Raw genomic sequence first — 16,947 nt, 5'->3', positions numbered from 1 at the left:
CCAGGCAAGCCACATGACCCTGCTGATCGTCGGTCTGCTGATCTTCCTCGGCAGTCACTCGCTGGGCGTGTTTGCCCATGACTGGCGCAACCGACAACGTGAGCGCTGGGGCACGATGCCCTGGAAGGGTCTGTTTGCACTGGTTTCGCTGATCGGCTTCGTACTGATCTGCTGGGGCTTCGGACTGGCCCGGCAGCAACCGGTGTCGCTGTATGCACCACCGCTCGCGCTGCGTCATCTCAACGCATTGTTCGCCCTGCTGGCATTCGTGCTGCTGGCGGCGGCCTATATTCCACGCAACCATCTCAAGGCAAAACTCGGCCACCCGATGTTGTTGGGCGTAAAGAGTTGGGCGCTTGGACATCTGCTGGCCACCGGCATGCTGCACGATGTGGTGATGTTCGGCGCCTTTCTGCTGTGGGCCGTGATGCTGTTCGCCGTGTCGCGCCGACGCGACCGCACCGCCGGCACCCGCTATCCAGCCGGCACACTGCAAGGTGATGTACTGGCCGGGTTGGTCGGTATCGCGCTCTGGGTGGCCTTTGCGTTCTGGTTGCACCTGTGGCTGATAGGCGTGTCACCCATGGCCTGACGGGTGCCGAGAGTCATCTGGGGTCAGCGACGACGCTGCGCTAGACTGAAAACCATCTGCCCATTGGCGAGGTTCACCTCATGGCTGCTTTTCTGCTCTGGCTGTTGCTGCTGGTGTTCTGCTGGCCGCTGGCGCTGCTGGCGCTGGTGCTGTATCCGATCGTGTGGCTGCTGTTGTTGCCCTTGCGACTGGTGGGCATCACCGTCAACGCCGTGTTCGCCTTCCTCGGTGGTTTGCTGATGCTGCCGGCGCGGGTACTGCGCGGCCGGCCAGCCTGAGCGGTTCGCGGTGTGGACAAACCACACTCACCCGCTTGCGAGCGCAATCGTGACCCGATACTTCAGGTGCTGCGCGAGCAGTTTGCTGACCGTCGCCATGTGCTGGAGATCGGCAGCGGTACCGGCGAACATGCGGTGCATTTCGCCACCGCGCTACCGCAACTGACCTGGCAAGCTTCCGACCGTAGCGAGAACCTGCCCGGCATTCGTTCCTGGCTGGATGAAGCGGGCCTGCCGAACACGCCGGCACCGCTGGAATTCGACGTCGGCGGCAGCTGGCCGCGCGGACCGTTCGACGCCGTTTTCAGCGCCAACACCCTGCACATCATGGGCTGGAATGAAGTCCAGCAATTGTTTGCCCGCCTGCCGACGATTCTTGCCAGCGATGCGACCGTAACCATCTACGGCCCGTTCAATATCGACGGGCGCTACAGCAGCCCGAGCAACGCCGAGTTCGACCAGGCGTTGCGGGAGCGTGGTGCGCACATGGCAATCCGCGATGCAGAAGCGGTAGATACGCTGGCAAACAGCGCGGGTCTGCGATTGTTCGCCGACATCGCCATGCCGGCGAACAACCGCTGCCGTGTGTGGCGGCGCCAACCCGGCTGACACTCACCTGCAGGAAGCCGTCGAAACGGGTACAAAGGCGGCATGAAGTCGATCGATATCTTGACCCCCTGCCCTTGCGGCAACCCCATCGCTTACAACGCCTGCTGCGGATCACTGCACGAGGGCGTTGCCGCCGCCACGGCGGAGCAACTGATGCGTTCGCGCTACAGCGCCTATGTGCTGAAGCGCGAGGACTACCTGCTGGCCACCTGGCATCCGGACCGCCGACCCGCTTCGCTGCGGCTGGCAGCGCAACAGCCCCCACCAACCTGGCTGGGTCTGGAAGTGCGCCAGGCGCAGCAAGTCGATGCCGAGCATGCCAGCGTCGAGTTCGTTGCCCGCTATCGCCTTGGCGGTGGCCGGGCGCAGCGCCAGCACGAAACCAGCCGTTTTGTGCGCTCTGAAGGGCGTTGGTACTACTTCGACGGTGAACTGAAAGGCTGACGCTCAGAAGCCCTGCACGCCTTCCGCATGCAGGCGCACGGCCTGACTGCGTACCTGCGCACAATGGAAAAACGCCACCAGCTGGTTCGCCCTGCCGGCACCGATGCCGTCGAGTGCCTCCCAATCACTGGCCACGCGCGCACTCATCGCCTGCCAGTCGGACATTTCGTTCGCCACGCCATCCGGCAAGCCGAGGGCGCGCAACCAGCGCGGATAGGGGCGCTCACGCGCGGTCGAAAACACATGGGCAATGGTCGTCGCGCGCACTCTACCCAGACCGGGCACGGTCGCCAGCTGTGCGGGTGTGAGACGCATCCAGTCCAGCAAATCATGCACCAAACCCGCATCAATCAACGCTTGCCAGGTATCCTCGCCCAGACCCTCCAGTTGCAGGCCTTGGCGTCCGCCCAGCCAGACCAGCCGCGCGCGGAATTGCTGTTCGCAACCCGCCGTGAGCTGCCAGCAACTGAGCGGACCATGCTGTCGTTGATCCGGTGGCGACACCGGTGCGCGCTGTTGCGTACGCCACACCACCGACCGCAGCCGCGGAATGGTCAGGCCAGCCAGGACTACTTCGACCTGGTCACCGGGACGAATGTCGAGCTCCTGCCAGCGCTTGAGCGATCCCACGCTGACGCGCTGCACGCGATGGTCGTCCAGCTGCACTGGCTCCAGTTCAAGCACCGGCGTGATGCGACCGCTGCGCCCAACCGTGAAGTCCACCGCCAGCACCTGAGCCAGCGCCGATGCTGCCGGGTACTTCCACGCCACCGCCCACTCCGGCGGGGCTGCGCGCCAACTCGTCGCCGGCGGGCGATGTCCCTGCCGCACCACCGTGCCATCGGCGGCAAATGGCATCGCCTGGCGATACCACTGCTCGCGCCAGCGCTGCACCTGATCCAGTGAGGTGACGGCGTGCGTATAGGTCACGCTATCGGTCAGGCCCATCGCCCGCAAACCCGCCAGTCGCGCCTCCATCCCGGCAGGGCCACTGGGCCAGTCCCATACGAACAAGCCGATTTGTGCCGCCGTGTCCGCATCCAGTACATCGCGAGCCAGTGCACCGGCAACGGCGGAGCGCGCATTGGCGCCGCCCTCATCAGCCTGCACGTGACCGGGCAGTCGCCAGTACAACTCGCCTTGAAGCACCACACGTGCTGGCGCATGTGAAAGCTGCTTCGGAATGGCTTCGATGAGCTGCGCCTTGGCCAGCCAGTCCGAGCCATGCAGCCCATCACCGCGACTGGTAGCCTGGCGCAATTGGCCGTCCATATACAGTAGTGTTACCGCTACGCCGTCGGCTTTTGGTTGCACCCATAGATCATGCCCGTCGCGCTGAAGCATCCAGGCTGCCAGTGCGGCAGCATCGGGCAACTTGGCCAATCCTGTCTGTGCCACCGGCGAACTTGCCGCACCGCCGGCATCGGCAAGATGCGCCAGCGGGGTCGGCGCCTGTGCGGGAAAACAAGTAGCCCATTGCGCCAATCGCTGCTTTGCCTGATCGTAAACCGCGTCATCCACGGGTGATTGCCCACTGACCCGATAGGCGTGGTTCCACCGGTCAAGCCGATCGTGCAAGGCGAGCATTTCCTGCCGCGCCTGCGCCGGCGACCAGGCCGGGCAATCGGCAGCTCGCGCGGAACCGACAGCCAGCATGACCAGTACCATCAGCGGCGAGATTTTTCCCGTGCGCATCGCTTGCCCCGTTCCATGGATTCTGCTCGCAGACTAACCAGCCGCCGGCCGTACATGCAGCCGAGGATGCCGATGTCGCGCGTAGGCGACGGGCTTGCGACTCGTGGTTCAGCGCGAGGGTGGACCGACGAAGTGCAACGTCGTCTCGCCGTCGAAGCGGCCGAACGGCCCGAAGCGCCGCTCGGCGATCACGCCATTGCCGTCATGCGCAATCGCCACGATCGTGCTGGCGCGGGTGCCATAGTTCTCGCCACGAATGAACGCCGACGACAGCAATCGTTCACGATCCAGCCCCAGCCCGGTGTCCGGCAGTTGCGCATCCGCTGCCTGCTGCTCGTCGGCAAGTGCATCGAATAATCCGCTGAAATCCGGCATGTCACCCGCATCGATCCAGGTTTGCAGTCGCTCCATCAAGGCACGCGTCTTCGGCCACGGCGTGTTGAAGTCGGCATTGGACAGGCCGTGCACACCCGCCGACACGACTTGCATGCGCGGCTCCGGACGATTGCCGAGATAGAACGCTGCTCGTGCATCGAAAGTCAGCAGGTTGAAGGGTCGGTAGTCGCCCGCCGTGCACACCAACTGCCGTGCGTGCGCGGGCGCCGCCGCTTCGCCGGCGAGATAGTCGGTCACCAGCAGGCCGCGCGAGGCGCCCCGTTGTGGATCGGCCGGATCACGCACATTGGTCACCACGCCACAACGCCCGTCCGTGCCGACGGCCAGCCAGGTTCCGCCCGCCTCGCAATCACGCCCGCCGATGATCGGTACGTCGCCCCAGCGTGCCAGCGGCAGGCTGGGCCGCGCGTGGAACTCGTCACGGTTGCCGGCCAGCAGCAGGCGCCAGCGCGGGTGGACATTCCAGGCAAAGGCGATCAGGCACATCGGTCGAATCTACGCCATGCAAGGCGGTGGTTTCCATCATGGGTGGAACCGTTCGCCCAATCACCGTCGGCTCGGCGATAATCAGCCCATGCCCAATCGCCGTCGTGTCGCCAGCCGCTTCCTTTCCAGTCTGCTCGTCGCACTGCTGACCTGCGGGCTGGGCATGCCCACAGCCACTGCGCATCAGGTTTCCGGCACGCTCGGCGAACAAGCCGAAGCGAAGAAGAAGCTCGCCGACCTGCAACAGAAGATGGAAGCGCTGGCGAAGCAGCAGGCGGATACGGCCACGCGACGCGACAGCGTGAATGCCGAACTGGCCAGGCAAGCCAATGCACTGGCGGCGGCAGCACGGGCGGTGCGCCAGACCGATGCTGAACTGGCCGCAAAACAGCAGCAACTCGAACAACTGCAGCAGCAGCGCTCCGCGTTGAACCAGACCCTGCACAACCAGCGTGCCGCGATCGCCGACTTGCTGCGCGCCACCTATGCGCTCGGCCACGGCTCGGATCTGCGCCTGTTGCTGGGCGATGAAGACGTATCGCGCATTGCACGGGCACTGGTGTATTCGAAGTACTTCCAGCAGGACCGCATGCAACGCGTCGAGAAGTTGATGGGTGATCTGGCCACCTTGCAACAACTGGAAAGCTCGATCACGGTCGAGCAACAGGCACTGCAGGCAGCCAGACTCAAGCGGGAACAGCAGGCCAGCACCCTGGGCAAACAGCGTGAAATGCAGCAGAAGCTGGCCACCGAAGCCGATGCCAGATACAAGGATCAGGCGCAGAAACTGGCGGCCTTGAAGCAGAACGCGCAATCGCTGAACAACCTGCTCGACAAATTGCAGAAGGCCATCGACGAAGCCGCTGCGCGTGCTGCCGCAGAACAGGCCAATACCGTGCGCAAGCACCCTGGGCGCAAACCGCCACCGCCGATCGATGTCGGCGGCGCCAGCGCCAATATCCGCGGCAACCTGCCATGGCCTGCCAGCGGTGACGTGCACAGTTACGGCAATGGCGTATTGATCAAGGCCAGCGGCGGCAGTGACATCCATGCCGTGGCTCGAGGCAAGGTGATCTACGCGGGCTTCCTGCGCGGCTACGGCATGCTGGTAATCGTCAACCACGGCAACGGCTGGATGAGCATGTACGGCAACAACGAGAGCCTGTTGCGCGACGTCGGCGACCAGGTCGAAGCGGGTCAGGTGATCGGCACCGCCAGCCCGCCTACCGGCATCAATACCGGCGTTTACTTCGAGCTGCGCAAGAACAGCAAGCCGGTCGATCCGCGCAGTTGGCTCAGCCAGCATCATTGACGCCAGCCGGCGTGGCGACGCAGGCTAGCTTCCAGTTTCGATGAATTCCTGCGGGGTTTGGTTGTCTCAGGCTCTGTTCCCTTTTCCACGGCGTGCGCGCGCACGGCCCATTTGTTGTGCGGAGTCCGCTTTCATGCATCCAACTTCCCGTCTTCCGCTCGTCTTGCTGCTGACCGCACCGCTGGTACTGATGGCGCCAAGCAGCCGCGCCCAGGTTGCACCAGCCAGCGCCGCCAGTGTCGCGCCGCCGGTTGACCTGCCGGCTGCCAGCAGCAGCGCCAGCGTGCCGAGTGCCGTGGACCTCGACGATATTCGCAACTTCAGTCGCGTCTACGAAGTGGTGCGCCAGGCGTATGTGGAGAAGGTCGACGACAAGACCCTGATGAAGGCAGCGATCACCGGCATGCTGGCCGGGCTTGATCCACACAGCGAATACCTGGACAAGGAAGGGCTCACCCAGCTCGACGAAGACACCACCGGCGAATACAGCGGGCTGGGGATCGAGGTGCTGCAGGTCGACGGCGGCCTGCGCATTGTCTCGCCAATTGACGACACCCCGGCTGCACGCGCCGGTATCAAGCCGGGCGACAGCATCGTCAAGATCAACGGCAGCCTGATCGACGCGCAAAACGTGGACGACATGTTCCGCCAGCTGCGCGGCAAGCCCGGCAGCAAGATCGAGCTGACCATCGCGCATGCGAACAGTGACAAGCTGATCGACCTGCAGCTGGTGCGCGAGAGCATTTCCGTCAGCAGCATCAAGGTGCGTGAACTGGAACCCGGCTATGTCTATATTCGGATCACCCAGTTCCAGGCAGACACTGCCAGTGATCTCGAAAGCAAGCTCGCCGCACTGATCAAGAAGAACGGCGCAGCAAAGGGCGCGGTGCTGGATCTGCGCAACAACCCGGGTGGCTTGCTGACCGCCGCGGTCGGGGTCAGCGATGATTTTCTCGACAGCGGCACCATCGTGACCACGCGCGGCCGCCTGCAGGATTCGAACATGAGCTTCAAGGCGCATCCCGGTGACCAGCTCAACGCCGCGCCGCTGATCGTGCTGACCAACAACGGTACAGCCTCGGCCGCCGAGATCGTTGCCGGCGCGCTGAAGGACAATCATCGCGCGCTGACGATGGGCCAGCGCACGTTCGGCAAGGGCGTCGTGCAGACCGTGTTGCCACTGGACGCCGATCACGCGGTGAAGATCACCACCGCACGCTATTACACGCCGAACGGAACCTCGATCCAGGCCGAAGGCATCAAGCCCGACATCGCGCTGGCCGAGCTCACCGTGAACAAGGCGGACAGCGGGCCCGTGCTGATCAGCTCGGAAGCCGACCTGCCCAACCATCTCGCCAACGAGAACGCCAAGGCCGGCACCGACATCAACGCGGATGGCAGCGCCGCCGACGCCAAGCTGGCAACCAGTGACTATGCCTTGTCACAGGCCTTGAACGTGCTCAAGGGCATGGCGCTGCGCCAGCCTGCCGCCGACCGGCGCTGATCCCTTGTCCGCCACGGCCGACCGCGTCAACCCGCATGTCGTGATTCTCGGCGGCGGTTTCGGCGGCATGGCGGCAGCCCGGCAACTCGCTGGTGCCGCGGCAAGAATCACCCTGGTGGATCGGCGCAACCATCACTTGTTCCAGCCGCTGCTGTATCAGGTCGCCACGGCAAGCCTGGCGGCCCCGTCGATCGCCGCGCCGTTGCGGCAGATCCTGCGGCGTCAGAACAACGTCAGCGTGCTGCTGGACGAAGTCATCGGCGTCAATCTCGCCGCTCAGCGGGTGCAATGCGCCCATGGCTTGCTGGACTACGATTTTCTGGTGGTTGCCACCGGTGCTACCCACGCCTACTTCGGCCACGACGAGTGGGAGCGCCATGCGCCAGGGCTGAAAACCCTGGACGACGCGTTCCTGATCCGTCGTCGCGTCCTGCTTGCGTTTGAACACGCTGAGCGCGAGAACGATCCGGAACTCCGCCAGGCCTGGCTCAATTTTGTCGTGGTCGGCGGCGGCTCCACCGGCGTCGAACTGGCCGGGACCTTGATCGAGCTGGCACGACACACCTTGTCCCATGAGTTTAGTCGGTGCGACCCGCGATGCGCTTCGGTACGCCTGATCGAAGCTGGGCCACGGCTGCTGCCGGCGTTTGATTCGATCTTGTCAGACAAGGCTCGCCAGCAACTCGAGCACCTCGGCGTGGAAGTTCATACGGGCGCCGCCGTTACCGACATCGACGCAGAGGGCGTGAAGCTGGGCGATCGACGCCTGACAGCGCGCACGGTGCTTTGGGCTGCGGGCGTGGCCGCCTCGCCAGTGGGACGCATGCTCGACACCGCGCTCGATCATGCCGGGCGGGTGCAGGTATTGCCCGATCTGAGCCTGCCCGGACACCCCGAAGTGTTTGTCGTCGGTGACCTCGCCGGAATCGCCCAGGCCACTGGCAAACCGGTACCCGGCGTGGCGCCGGCCGCCAAACAGATGGGCCGGTATGTCGGCACGCTGATCCGCACACGTCTGCAAGGCGGAAGCGAAACAGCCCCATTCCGCTATCGCGACGAAGGCTCGCTGGCCACCATCGGACGGATGGCGGCGGTAGCGCAATTCGGCCGGGTGAAACTCTCCGGTTTCCTCGCCTGGTCTGTGTGGCTGCTGGCACACATCTATTTTCTGATCGGCTTCCGCAACCGATTGGTGGTGATGCTGGATTGGGCGTGGGCGTATTGCACGCACCAGCGGCACGCGCGCATCGTCGCCGGTGACGACACCCCGGATGACGACGCACCCGTGGATGAATGACGTTTTCCGGGCGCATACGCAAACGGCCCCTCGCGGGGCCGTTTTTCAGGCACCCGTCTAGCGACGGGTACTTCGGCGACTCACATCACGCCACCGCGAACAGACCACGCATCTTCTTCATCGCGTTCGCCTCGATCTGGCGAATGCGCTCGGCAGATACGCCGTACTGGTCGGCCAGGTCCTGCAACGTGGCCTTGTTCTCATCGTCCAGCCAGCGCCGCTGGATAATGTCACGCGAGCGCGCATCCAGGTTCTGCAACGCGTCACTCAGCGTCTGCATCTGGTTGTCGGCGTAGTCTTCGTCGGCCACGTTCTCGTACGGATCGGCGCCATCGTCGATCAGGAACGCCGCCGGTGCCGGCTTGGCATCCTCGTCGTCACTGACCGGCTCGAAGCCGATATCACGACCCGACAGACGCGATTCCATCTCGCGCACCGTCGCCTCGGGCACGCCGAGGTCCTTCGCCACGGTGCTCACTTCGGCGGCATTCATCCAACCCAAACGCTTCTTGCTCTTGCGCAGGTTGAAGAACAGCTTGCGCTGCGCCTTGGTGGTGGCGACCTTCACGATGCGCCAGTTCTTCAGGATGAACTCGTGCATCTCGGCACGAATCCAGTGCACCGCGAAGCTGACCAGGCGCACGCCTTGATCGGGATCGAAGCGCTTCACCGCCTTCATCAGGCCGATATTGCCTTCCTGGATCAGGTCGGCAAGCTGCAGGCCGTAACCGGAATAACCGCGTGCCACGTGCACCACGAAACGCAGGTGCGACATCACCAGTTTCTTCGCGGCGGCCAGATTGGCCTCCTTGAGATAGTCGCGCGACAACGCCTGCTCTTCTTCAGAGCTAAGCACCGGAATCCGATGGACCGCGGAAATATACGCATCCAGGCTGCCGACAACGCTCGGCAGCGGGAAGTTGGCGGTCACCAAGGCTTGAGACATGGGTGGAACCTCCTGCAATGACGTCAAAGTTTAGCACTCGGATAATTGGAGTGCTAAGTCCGGGGTTGGTTCCGGGCTTTTAATGAACTGAATGGTACATATATTCAAGAAAACTGTCCAGTCTTCTCCCATTCGGTAGCAGTTTGCGTGCGGTTACGTTCACAGCACGTCACGAGCGACACCTTTGTGCAGCATTTTAGGGGCCCGCTGGTGCATACGGCACAAGCCACGCCATGGATGCTGCATTCCCCCCATCCAGCTTGACAGTCTGCGGATGCCCGGCCATCCTCCGGCACATTCCGAGGGGTGCCCCGCAAGGGGCTGAGATAGCGCGAGCTGACCCTTGAACCTGATCCGGGTCATGCCGGCGTAGGAACGGGAATCACCATGGGCGGCCGGTTGCGGTGCGCCCGTGCTCCGTTGCAGCGTCACGCCCCGGATCTCCATCCAAGGAGGAGATCCATGCACCATTCCGCACCCGCCACCGCCGTCCCACTGACGGTGACCATCGGTCCGATCTGCGGCTCGCGCAAGGTCTACATCTCCCCGCCCGACCATCCGTCGATACGCGTACCGATGCGTGAGATCGCGCTGAAAGACCCGCTGCTGCCCGCGCTGCACGTGTATGACCCGTCCGGCCCATATACCGCCGATGACGTACACATCGATCTTGCCCACGGCCTGCCGCTGGTGCGCGATGGGTGGATCGAGGCACGTGGCTTTCCGACCATCGAAGGCCGCGCGCCTCGGCCGGAAGACAATGGTGGCGTCGGCCCGGAGCGAGTGGTGGATGCCTGCCCCGCCCGCCGCACATTGCGCAGGGGCGCTGTGGGCCAAACGGTAACCCAGCTGGAATTTGCCCGCGCCGGGATCATCACCGAGGAAATGGTTTACGCCGCTCACCGTGAGAATCTGGGCCGCAGACGGATGCAGGAAAACGCCGGCGCGCGCCTCTTCGACGGCGAAGCGTTTGGCGCAGCACTGCCCGCGTTCGTCACGCCCGAATTCGTACGCAGCGAGATCGCGCTGGGCCGCGCCATCATCCCGGCCAACATCAACCACGGTGAACTCGAGCCGATGGTGATCGGCCGCAACTTCCTGGTGAAGGTCAACGCGAACATCGGCAATTCGGCCGTGTCTTCCGGTGTTGCCGAGGAAGTGGAGAAACTGGTGTGGGCGATCCGCTGGGGCGCGGACACGATCATGGATCTGTCCACCGGCCGCAACATCCACAACATCCGCTCGTGGATCATCCGCAACTCGCCGGTACCGATCGGCACGGTGCCGATTTACCAGGCGCTGGAAAAGGTCGGCGGTGATCCGGCCAAGCTGACGTGGGAAGTGTTCCGCGACACGCTGATCGAACAGGCCGAACAAGGCGTGGACTATTTCACCATCCACGCCGGTGTGCGCTTGCACCACGTGCCGCTCACCGCGCAACGAGTCACCGGCATCGTCTCGCGCGGCGGCTCGATCATGGCGCGCTGGTGCCTGAGCCATCATCGCGAAAGTTTCCTGTATGAAAACTTCGCCGAGATCTGCGACATCATGCGCCGCTACGACGTGGCGTTCTCGCTGGGCGATGGCCTGCGTCCCGGCTCGATCGCCGACGCCAACGATGCCGCGCAATTCGGCGAACTGGAAACCCTGGGCGAACTCACGCAAATCGCCTGGGCGCACGGTTGTCAGGTGATGATCGAAGGGCCCGGTCATGTGCCGATGCACAAGATCAAGCTCAACATGGACAAGCAGCTTGAGCACTGCGCCGAAGCGCCGTTCTACACGCTAGGTCCGCTGACCACCGACATCGCGCCGGGCTACGACCACATCACTTCCGGCATCGGCGCGGCGATGATCGGCTGGTTCGGCACCGCCATGCTCTGCTACGTGACGCCGAAAGAACATCTGGGCCTGCCCAATCGCGATGACGTCAAGACCGGCGTCATCACCTACAAGATCGCCGCACACGCCGCCGACCTGGCCAAAGGCCATCCTGCTGCGCAACGCCGCGACGACGCGCTGTCGCGTGCGCGTTTCGAATTCCGCTGGGAAGACCAGTTCAACCTTTCGCTCGACCCCGACACGGCGCGCGACTACCACGACGCCACCTTGCCGAAGGAGGCGCACAAGGTCGCGCACTTCTGCTCGATGTGCGGCCCGAAGTTCTGCTCGATGCAGATTACCCAGGACCTGCGTCGGGAAGTGCGCGAAATGGAAGAGGCCGCAGCCCGCCATGGCATGGACGGAAAATCGCGGGAGTTCGCTGCGCAAGGTGCCACGCTGTATGTGCGAGCCGCAGAATGAGCCGCATGCGCGTCACCATCATCGGTGCCGGCGTTGCCGGGTTGGTGACGGCGATGGAGTTGGCCAAACGCGGCATCTGGGTCGACGTTGTCGAACGGTCGGAGCAGTTGGGTACTCAGGCCTGCGCTTGGTTTGCCGGCGGCATGCTGGCGCCGTGGTGCGAACAAGCCACCGCCGAACCGCAAGTGGCGGCGCTCGGCACCGAGGCGATTGGATGGTGGCAACAACATGTCGAGGACACTGTGCGGCGCGGCACCCTGGTGGTCGCCGCCAGTCGCGATGTCGGTGAACTGGCCTTGTTTGCCCGGCGTACCGAGCGCTTCGAGTCGGTCGATGCACGCCAGATCAGCGCGCTGGAACCGGAACTGGCAGGACGCTTTCAGCAAGGACTGTTCTTCGCGGACGAAGCCCACCTGGACCCGCGCCACGCGATGCAGACGCTTGCCGCAAAGCTGCGCACCATGGGCGTCACCATCCGCTACGGGGTGAACGCGGACGTCGAACGCATGGAAACGGATCAGCTGATCGACTGCCGTGGCATGGCCGCGCGCGACACCCTGAAGGATCTGCGTGGCGTACGCGGCGAGATGATTCTGCTGCGCGCACCGGAGATCCAGCTGTCACGCCCGGTGCGGCTGCTGCACCCGCGTTTCGGACTGTATGTGGTGCCCCGTGGCGACGGCATCTTCATGCTCGGCGGCACCCTGCTGGAAAGCAGCAGCTACGCACCGGTTACCGTGCGTTCGGCGATGGACATTCTCAATGCCGCCTACACCTTGCATCCGGCATTCGCCGAGGGAGAGATCCTCGAACTCGGTGTGGGCGTGCGCCCGGCGTTTCCCGACAACCTGCCGCGGGTGTTCCGCCGCGGTCACACCATCCACGTCAACGGACTCTATCGCCACGGCTTCCTGTTGGCTCCAGCGATGGCACTACAAGCCGCACAGATGGTCTGCTCCCACGCCAAGGAAACTTCCTCATGCATATCCTTGTGAACGGCATCGCCCATGACGTGCAAGCGACCACGCTGGCACAGGCGCTGGACGCACTCAATTATCGACAAGCCATTGTCGCCACCGCCCTGAATGCGACGTTCGTACCGGTCGATCAGCGCGACAGTACCGTGCTGACCGAGGGCGACGTGCTGGAAATTCTCGCGCCGATGCAAGGCGGGTGAACCATGCATCTCTATGACATCGAATTGGACTCCCGCTTGCTGCTGGGCAGCGCGCGCTATCCCTCACCGGCGATGCTGGCCGACGCGGTTCGCGCATCCGGTACGGAAGTGGTCACCGTGTCGTTGCGGCGCGAGGGCGGCGGGCAGCGCAGCGGACAAGGGTTCTGGTCACTGATCCGCCAACTTGGCGTGCGTGTGCTTCCGAACACCGCCGGCTGCCATTCGGTGAAGGAAGCGGTGACGACGGCGAGAATGGCACGCGACATCTTCCAGACGCGGTGGATCAAGCTGGAGGTGATCGGTGACGCCGACACGCTGCAGCCGGATGTTTTTGGCCTGGTCGAAGCCGCCGCCGAACTGAGCGCCGATGGCTTCGAGGTGTTTCCGTACACCACCGAGGATCTGGTCGTGGCGGATCGGCTGCTGCAAGCGGGTTGCCGCGTACTGATGCCATGGGGTGCGCCGATCGGCAGTGGCCGCGGGCTCAACAATGTCTTCGGCCTGCGCGCGCTGCGCGCCCACTTCCCCGAAGTGCCGCTGATCGTCGACGCCGGTATCGGTCGACCATCGCATGCCGCAGCGGCGATGGAACTGGGCGTCGACGGCGTGTTGTTGAATACCGCCGTGGCGATGGCCGGCGACCCGGTGGCGATGGCCGGCGCGTTTGCGCGCGCGATCGAAGCGGGGCGCGCCGGTTTCGAAGCACAGCCGATGGAGCCGCGCGATCTTGCCGTGCCGTCGACGCCGATAGCGGGCAAGGCATGGCTGCCATGACGGCACTTCCGGCGTTCTATCCCATTGTCGACAGCGCCGACTGGGTGGCTCGACTGATGCCACTGGGTATCGGCTGGGTGCAGTTGCGCATCAAGCAACAGCCGGTCGATATCGTTCGCCGCGAAGTACGTGCGGCACTGGCCATGTGTCGCGTGCAAGCGGTGACCTTGGTGGTCAACGACCACTGGCAGATCGCACTCGATGAAGGTGCGGAGTTCATCCATCTCGGCCAGCAGGATCTGCTCGACGCCGACATCAGGGCAATCCGCACAGGTGGGATCAAGTTCGGCATCAGCACGCACGATCACCACGAACTGAACGCGGCACTGGCGCTTGACCCCGATTACGTGGCGCTGGGTCCGGTCTACCACACCACGCTCAAGCACATGCCATGGGCACCGCAGGGCTTGTCGCGCATCAGCGAGTGGAAACGGCGGGTGGGTGATCGGCCCCTGGTAGCCATCGGCGGCATCACCTTGGAACGCGCGCCCGGTTGCTTCGACGCCGGCGCGGATTGCGTCGCCGTGGTCAGCGACGTCACGCGTCATGCCGATCCTTGCGCGCGCGTTTGCGACTGGGTCGCTGCCACCCGGGTTCCCTCATGACCGCTCGCTATGCACGTCAGATCGTCCTGCCTGAAGTCGGCGACATCGGTCAGGCTCGACTTGCCAGTGCGAAGGTTCTGGTGGTGGGCGCCGGCGGCCTTGGCTGTCCGGTACTGCAGTATCTGGCTGCGGCCGGGGTCGGCGAGCTGGTGCTGATTGACCATGACGTGGTCGAGGAAACCAATCTGCATCGGCAGCCGCTGTACACGATGACCGATATCGGCGCGTTCAAGGTCGACGCTGCCCGTGCCGCCCTGCTGCGGCTGAACCCGACCCTTCTGGTCAGCGCATTGGCACAACGACTTGCCGTCGGCAATGCTGCGGCTTTGGTCACCGCAGTCGACGTCGTGGTCGATGCCGCGGACAGCCTCGCCACCACGTACGTCTTGAGCGACGCGTGTCTGCAGCGCGACAAACCCCTGATCAGTGCATCGGCCGTAGGCCTGGCTGGTTACGTTGGAGGGTTCTGCGGCGGCGCACCCAGCTATCGTGCCGTGTTTCCCGACATGCCCGAACGCGCGGCGAACTGCAGCAGTGCCGGCGTGCTTGGCAGTCTGCTCGGCATCATCGGCAGCCTGCAGGCGCAATGCGTGTTGCAACTGTTGCTGGGTATCTCGCCGTCGCCGTTGGGGCGCCTGCTGAGCTTTGACGCGCGCCGACTCACGTTCGGTGGTTTCGCCTTCCACAACACCAGCGAGCCGGCCGCTGACCCGCTGCATTTCATCGACATCGGCGATGTCACGACCGATGACCTGGTGGTGGATTTGCGTGGACTGGAGGAAGCTCCCGTGCCAGCTTTGGCACAGGCGCTGCGCTTCACCGCAGATGACATCGATGCGTTTGCAGCCAGCTACTCGCCGGGCAAGAATCGCGTCGTACTGTGCTGTCCAAGCGGAGTCCGTGCCTGGCGTGCGGCACGCCTGCTACAAAAACACCATTTCGAAAATATCGCCCTGCTCGCGCTAGCCGGCAGCCGCACATGAAGCGGGTATTGTCGATCGCCGGCTCCGATTCCTGCGGTGGTGCCGGCATCCAGGCTGACTTGAAAACATGCGCCGCGCTGGGCGTGGACGCCGCCACCGTGGTGACGGCAGTGACGGCCCAGAACACGCATGGTGTCCGCTCAATCCAGCGAATGTCGGCGGCGATGGTACGGGCGCAAATGGATGCCGTCTTCGATGGCATGAGCATCGATGCGGTCAAGCTTGGCATGCTCGCCAGCGAGCAGATCGTTGCCACCGTGGCCGCACAGTTGACTCGCCGACGGCCGGCATTCGTGGTGCTCGATCCGGTGCTGATCGCCACGTCGGGCCGCCGCTTGCTGGAGACGCGCGCACTGCGGCTCATGCGTCAGCGCCTGCTGCCGCTGAGTGATTGCCTCACACCCAATCTCGCCGAGGCCGCTGCACTGCTGGGCACGCCATGCGCACGCAACGAAGCGGAAATGATCGCGCAAGGGCACGCCCTGCTCGCGCTTGGGCCAGCAGCGGTGGTCATGAAAGGTGGTCACGCCGCACTGGCCGAAGCGGTCGATCTACTGATCACCGCCGACGACACACACCGCTTCGCAGCACCGTGGTTGTCGGTCAAGGACCTGCACGGCACCGGCTGCATTCTTTCGGCCGGTATCGCCGCAAACGTCGCCAAAGGTTACCTGCTGGCAGACGCCGTTCATCGCGCCAAAACCCATCTGCGGGAGCTGCTCGGCAGTCGGCGGCAGGCAGAAGGCGTATCGGCAAGTGATTGAGGGGCGTCTGCACCCTCTGCTTGCAGGCGGTTCCGCGACCGATACAATGACTTTTCGCGATCCAGCAAGGTCGCTCCAGAAACGTTTCGCCAGGCGGAATCATCGTGATCATTTGTGCTCCCAATGTGCTGACCCCGGACGAGCTGAACGCGATCCGCAGCGAACTCCGTGACGCTTCCTTTATCGACGGGGCCGACACCGCCGGCTGGTCGGCGCGCGAGGTGAAAAAGAATCTGCAAGTTGCGGTCGACACCGAGAGTCAAAACCGCTTGCGGGATATCGTGCACGCCGCCTTCATGCGCAATGCCTTGTTGCAGACATCAGTCCTGCCGGTGGCAATGACCCAGCCGCTGTTCAACCGCTACGACGTCGGCATGCAATACGGCCGGCACGTTGATGCGCCGGTGATGGGCGGCATGGGCAGCGCGGTGCGCACCGATGTGGCGATCACGGTGTTCCTGTCCGACCCGGCGAGCTACGACGGCGGCGATCTGGTGGTCGATGCCAGTGGCATGGAATACGGCTTCAAGCTGGACGCTGGCGCAGCCATTGCCTATCCGGCGAATTCGCTGCACCACGTGACGCCAGTGACCCGCGGCTCCCGGCGTGCCGCCATCATCTGGGTACAGAGTCAGGTCCGCGATGCGGCGCAGCGCGAACTGCTATGGGATCTGGACAATGCCAAACGACAGATTTTCGGTCGCGAGGGCAAGAGCGCCACCTTCGACATCGTCAGCAAATCGCATGCGAACCTGTTGCGCATGTGGGCGAACATCTGAGC

General features: G+C 64.0%; 18 protein-coding genes and 1 riboswitch. Of the genes, 15 read left to right on the top strand and 3 right to left on the bottom strand.

Going from position 1 to position 16,947, the window contains the following annotated elements:
- The first annotated feature begins 13 nt into the window (after positions 1 to 13).
- The 4 genes from PY254_RS04460 to PY254_RS04445 all read left to right on the top strand — a co-directional run bounded on the left by PY254_RS04460 (position 14) and on the right by PY254_RS04445 (position 1,923).
- A complete protein-coding gene (locus PY254_RS04460) occupies positions 14 to 592 on the top strand; it encodes an NnrU family protein (protein WP_281014276.1) in 579 nt (192 codons plus the stop codon).
- A gap of 80 nt (positions 593 to 672) precedes the next feature.
- Entirely contained in the window at positions 673 to 870 is a 198-nt protein-coding gene (locus PY254_RS04455; RefSeq protein ID WP_281014275.1) for a hypothetical protein, read from the top strand.
- A 12-nt stretch (positions 871 to 882) separates the two neighbouring features.
- Positions 883 to 1,479 (top strand): DUF938 domain-containing protein, encoded by a 597-nt coding sequence (locus tag PY254_RS04450; protein WP_281014274.1) that lies wholly within the window; start codon positions 883 to 885, stop codon positions 1,477 to 1,479.
- A gap of 42 nt (positions 1,480 to 1,521) precedes the next feature.
- On the top strand, positions 1,522 to 1,923 hold the full coding sequence (locus PY254_RS04445; RefSeq protein ID WP_281014273.1) for a YchJ family protein: 402 nt from the start codon (positions 1,522 to 1,524) through the stop codon (positions 1,921 to 1,923).
- A 3-nt stretch (positions 1,924 to 1,926) separates the two neighbouring features.
- On the opposite strand, the gene ligB is transcribed toward PY254_RS04445, so the two are convergent.
- Entirely contained in the window at positions 1,927 to 3,618 is a 1,692-nt protein-coding gene (ligB, locus tag PY254_RS04440; protein WP_281014272.1) for an NAD-dependent DNA ligase LigB, read from the bottom strand.
- Between the two features lie 108 nt (positions 3,619 to 3,726).
- Complete coding sequence (locus PY254_RS04435; RefSeq protein ID WP_281014271.1) at positions 3,727 to 4,500, bottom strand: NRDE family protein; 774 nt, start codon at positions 4,498 to 4,500, stop codon at positions 3,727 to 3,729.
- A gap of 163 nt (positions 4,501 to 4,663) precedes the next feature.
- Here PY254_RS04435 and PY254_RS04430 point away from each other — a divergent pair, with 163 nt between their 5' ends.
- From PY254_RS04430 to PY254_RS04420, 3 genes are all read left to right on the top strand, one after another.
- On the top strand, positions 4,664 to 5,812 hold the full coding sequence (locus PY254_RS04430) for a murein hydrolase activator EnvC family protein (RefSeq protein WP_281015154.1): 1,149 nt from the start codon (positions 4,664 to 4,666) through the stop codon (positions 5,810 to 5,812).
- 133 nt (positions 5,813 to 5,945) lie between these two features.
- On the top strand, positions 5,946 to 7,316 hold the full coding sequence (locus tag PY254_RS04425; RefSeq protein WP_281014270.1) for a S41 family peptidase: 1,371 nt from the start codon (positions 5,946 to 5,948) through the stop codon (positions 7,314 to 7,316).
- Between the two features lie 4 nt (positions 7,317 to 7,320).
- Positions 7,321 to 8,613 carry an NAD(P)/FAD-dependent oxidoreductase gene (locus PY254_RS04420; protein WP_281014269.1) on the top strand — a complete coding sequence of 431 codons (1,293 nt, stop codon included), beginning with the start codon at positions 7,321 to 7,323 and terminating at the stop codon, positions 8,611 to 8,613.
- Between the two features lie 85 nt (positions 8,614 to 8,698).
- Here the strand turns inward: PY254_RS04420 and rpoH are convergent, their stop codons facing one another.
- Positions 8,699 to 9,559: an RNA polymerase sigma factor RpoH gene (gene rpoH / locus PY254_RS04415; protein ID WP_281014268.1), complete on the bottom strand. Its 861-nt coding sequence runs from the start codon at positions 9,557 to 9,559 to the stop codon at positions 8,699 to 8,701.
- A gap of 292 nt (positions 9,560 to 9,851) precedes the next feature.
- A riboswitch (TPP riboswitch) is annotated at positions 9,852 to 9,952 on the top strand.
- A 69-nt stretch (positions 9,953 to 10,021) separates the two neighbouring features.
- Between rpoH and thiC the strand changes: the two genes are divergently transcribed.
- The 8 genes from thiC (at position 10,022) to PY254_RS04375 (ending at position 16,945) form a co-directional block, all read left to right on the top strand.
- Complete coding sequence (thiC, locus tag PY254_RS04410; protein WP_281015153.1) at positions 10,022 to 11,863, top strand: phosphomethylpyrimidine synthase ThiC; 1,842 nt, start codon at positions 10,022 to 10,024, stop codon at positions 11,861 to 11,863.
- Between the two features lie 5 nt (positions 11,864 to 11,868).
- Positions 11,869 to 12,858 carry a glycine oxidase ThiO gene (gene thiO / locus PY254_RS04405; protein ID WP_281014267.1) on the top strand — a complete coding sequence of 330 codons (990 nt, stop codon included), beginning with the start codon at positions 11,869 to 11,871 and terminating at the stop codon, positions 12,856 to 12,858.
- The gene (gene thiS / locus PY254_RS04400) at positions 12,843 to 13,040 is read left to right on the top strand and encodes a sulfur carrier protein ThiS (RefSeq protein ID WP_281014266.1); all 198 of its coding nucleotides are present in this window, start codon (positions 12,843 to 12,845) and stop codon (positions 13,038 to 13,040) included. The genes thiO and thiS overlap by 16 nt, the downstream gene beginning before the upstream one ends.
- 3 nt (positions 13,041 to 13,043) lie before the next feature.
- Positions 13,044 to 13,814, top strand: a complete 771-nt coding sequence (locus tag PY254_RS04395) for a thiazole synthase (protein WP_281014265.1) — start codon at positions 13,044 to 13,046, stop codon at positions 13,812 to 13,814.
- A complete protein-coding gene (locus tag PY254_RS04390) occupies positions 13,811 to 14,419 on the top strand; it encodes a thiamine phosphate synthase (protein ID WP_281014264.1) in 609 nt (202 codons plus the stop codon). Before PY254_RS04395 ends, PY254_RS04390 begins: the two co-directional genes overlap by 4 nt.
- Positions 14,416 to 15,402, top strand: coding sequence for a HesA/MoeB/ThiF family protein (locus PY254_RS04385; RefSeq protein ID WP_281014263.1), 987 nt, complete (start codon positions 14,416 to 14,418; stop codon positions 15,400 to 15,402). The genes PY254_RS04390 and PY254_RS04385 overlap by 4 nt, the downstream gene beginning before the upstream one ends.
- Positions 15,399 to 16,166 carry a bifunctional hydroxymethylpyrimidine kinase/phosphomethylpyrimidine kinase gene (gene thiD, locus PY254_RS04380; protein ID WP_281014262.1) on the top strand — a complete coding sequence of 256 codons (768 nt, stop codon included), beginning with the start codon at positions 15,399 to 15,401 and terminating at the stop codon, positions 16,164 to 16,166. Before PY254_RS04385 ends, thiD begins: the two co-directional genes overlap by 4 nt.
- Positions 16,167 to 16,270: 104 nt before the next feature.
- Positions 16,271 to 16,945 carry a Fe2+-dependent dioxygenase gene (locus tag PY254_RS04375; protein WP_281014261.1) on the top strand — a complete coding sequence of 225 codons (675 nt, stop codon included), beginning with the start codon at positions 16,271 to 16,273 and terminating at the stop codon, positions 16,943 to 16,945.
- The last annotated feature ends 2 nt before the right edge of the window (positions 16,946 to 16,947 follow it).

The organism is Rhodanobacter sp. AS-Z3, from assembly GCF_029224025.1.
Taxonomy (GTDB): Bacteria; Pseudomonadota; Gammaproteobacteria; order Xanthomonadales; family Rhodanobacteraceae; genus Rhodanobacter.
This window is presented reverse-complemented; position numbering and strand designations above follow the sequence as displayed.

Coding starts and splice junctions, on each gene's coding strand:
- PY254_RS04460 (WP_281014276.1), top strand. CDS start 14: ATGACCCTGCTGATCGTCGGTCTGCTGATCTTCCTCGGCAGTCACTCG.
- PY254_RS04455 (WP_281014275.1), top strand. CDS start 673: ATGGCTGCTTTTCTGCTCTGGCTGTTGCTGCTGGTGTTCTGCTGGCCG.
- PY254_RS04445 (WP_281014273.1), top strand. CDS start 1,522: ATGAAGTCGATCGATATCTTGACCCCCTGCCCTTGCGGCAACCCCATC.
- ligB (WP_281014272.1), bottom strand. CDS start 3,618: ATGCGCACGGGAAAAATCTCGCCGCTGATGGTACTGGTCATGCTGGCT.
- PY254_RS04435 (WP_281014271.1), bottom strand. CDS start 4,500: ATGTGCCTGATCGCCTTTGCCTGGAATGTCCACCCGCGCTGGCGCCTG.
- PY254_RS04430 (WP_281015154.1), top strand. CDS start 4,664: ATGCCCACAGCCACTGCGCATCAGGTTTCCGGCACGCTCGGCGAACAA.
- PY254_RS04425 (WP_281014270.1), top strand. CDS start 5,946: ATGCATCCAACTTCCCGTCTTCCGCTCGTCTTGCTGCTGACCGCACCG.
- rpoH (WP_281014268.1), bottom strand. CDS start 9,559: ATGTCTCAAGCCTTGGTGACCGCCAACTTCCCGCTGCCGAGCGTTGTC.
- thiC (WP_281015153.1), top strand. CDS start 10,022: ATGCACCATTCCGCACCCGCCACCGCCGTCCCACTGACGGTGACCATC.
- thiO (WP_281014267.1), top strand. CDS start 11,869: ATGCGCGTCACCATCATCGGTGCCGGCGTTGCCGGGTTGGTGACGGCG.
- thiS (WP_281014266.1), top strand. CDS start 12,843: ATGCATATCCTTGTGAACGGCATCGCCCATGACGTGCAAGCGACCACG.
- PY254_RS04395 (WP_281014265.1), top strand. CDS start 13,044: ATGCATCTCTATGACATCGAATTGGACTCCCGCTTGCTGCTGGGCAGC.
- PY254_RS04390 (WP_281014264.1), top strand. CDS start 13,811: ATGACGGCACTTCCGGCGTTCTATCCCATTGTCGACAGCGCCGACTGG.
- PY254_RS04385 (WP_281014263.1), top strand. CDS start 14,416: ATGACCGCTCGCTATGCACGTCAGATCGTCCTGCCTGAAGTCGGCGAC.
- thiD (WP_281014262.1), top strand. CDS start 15,399: ATGAAGCGGGTATTGTCGATCGCCGGCTCCGATTCCTGCGGTGGTGCC.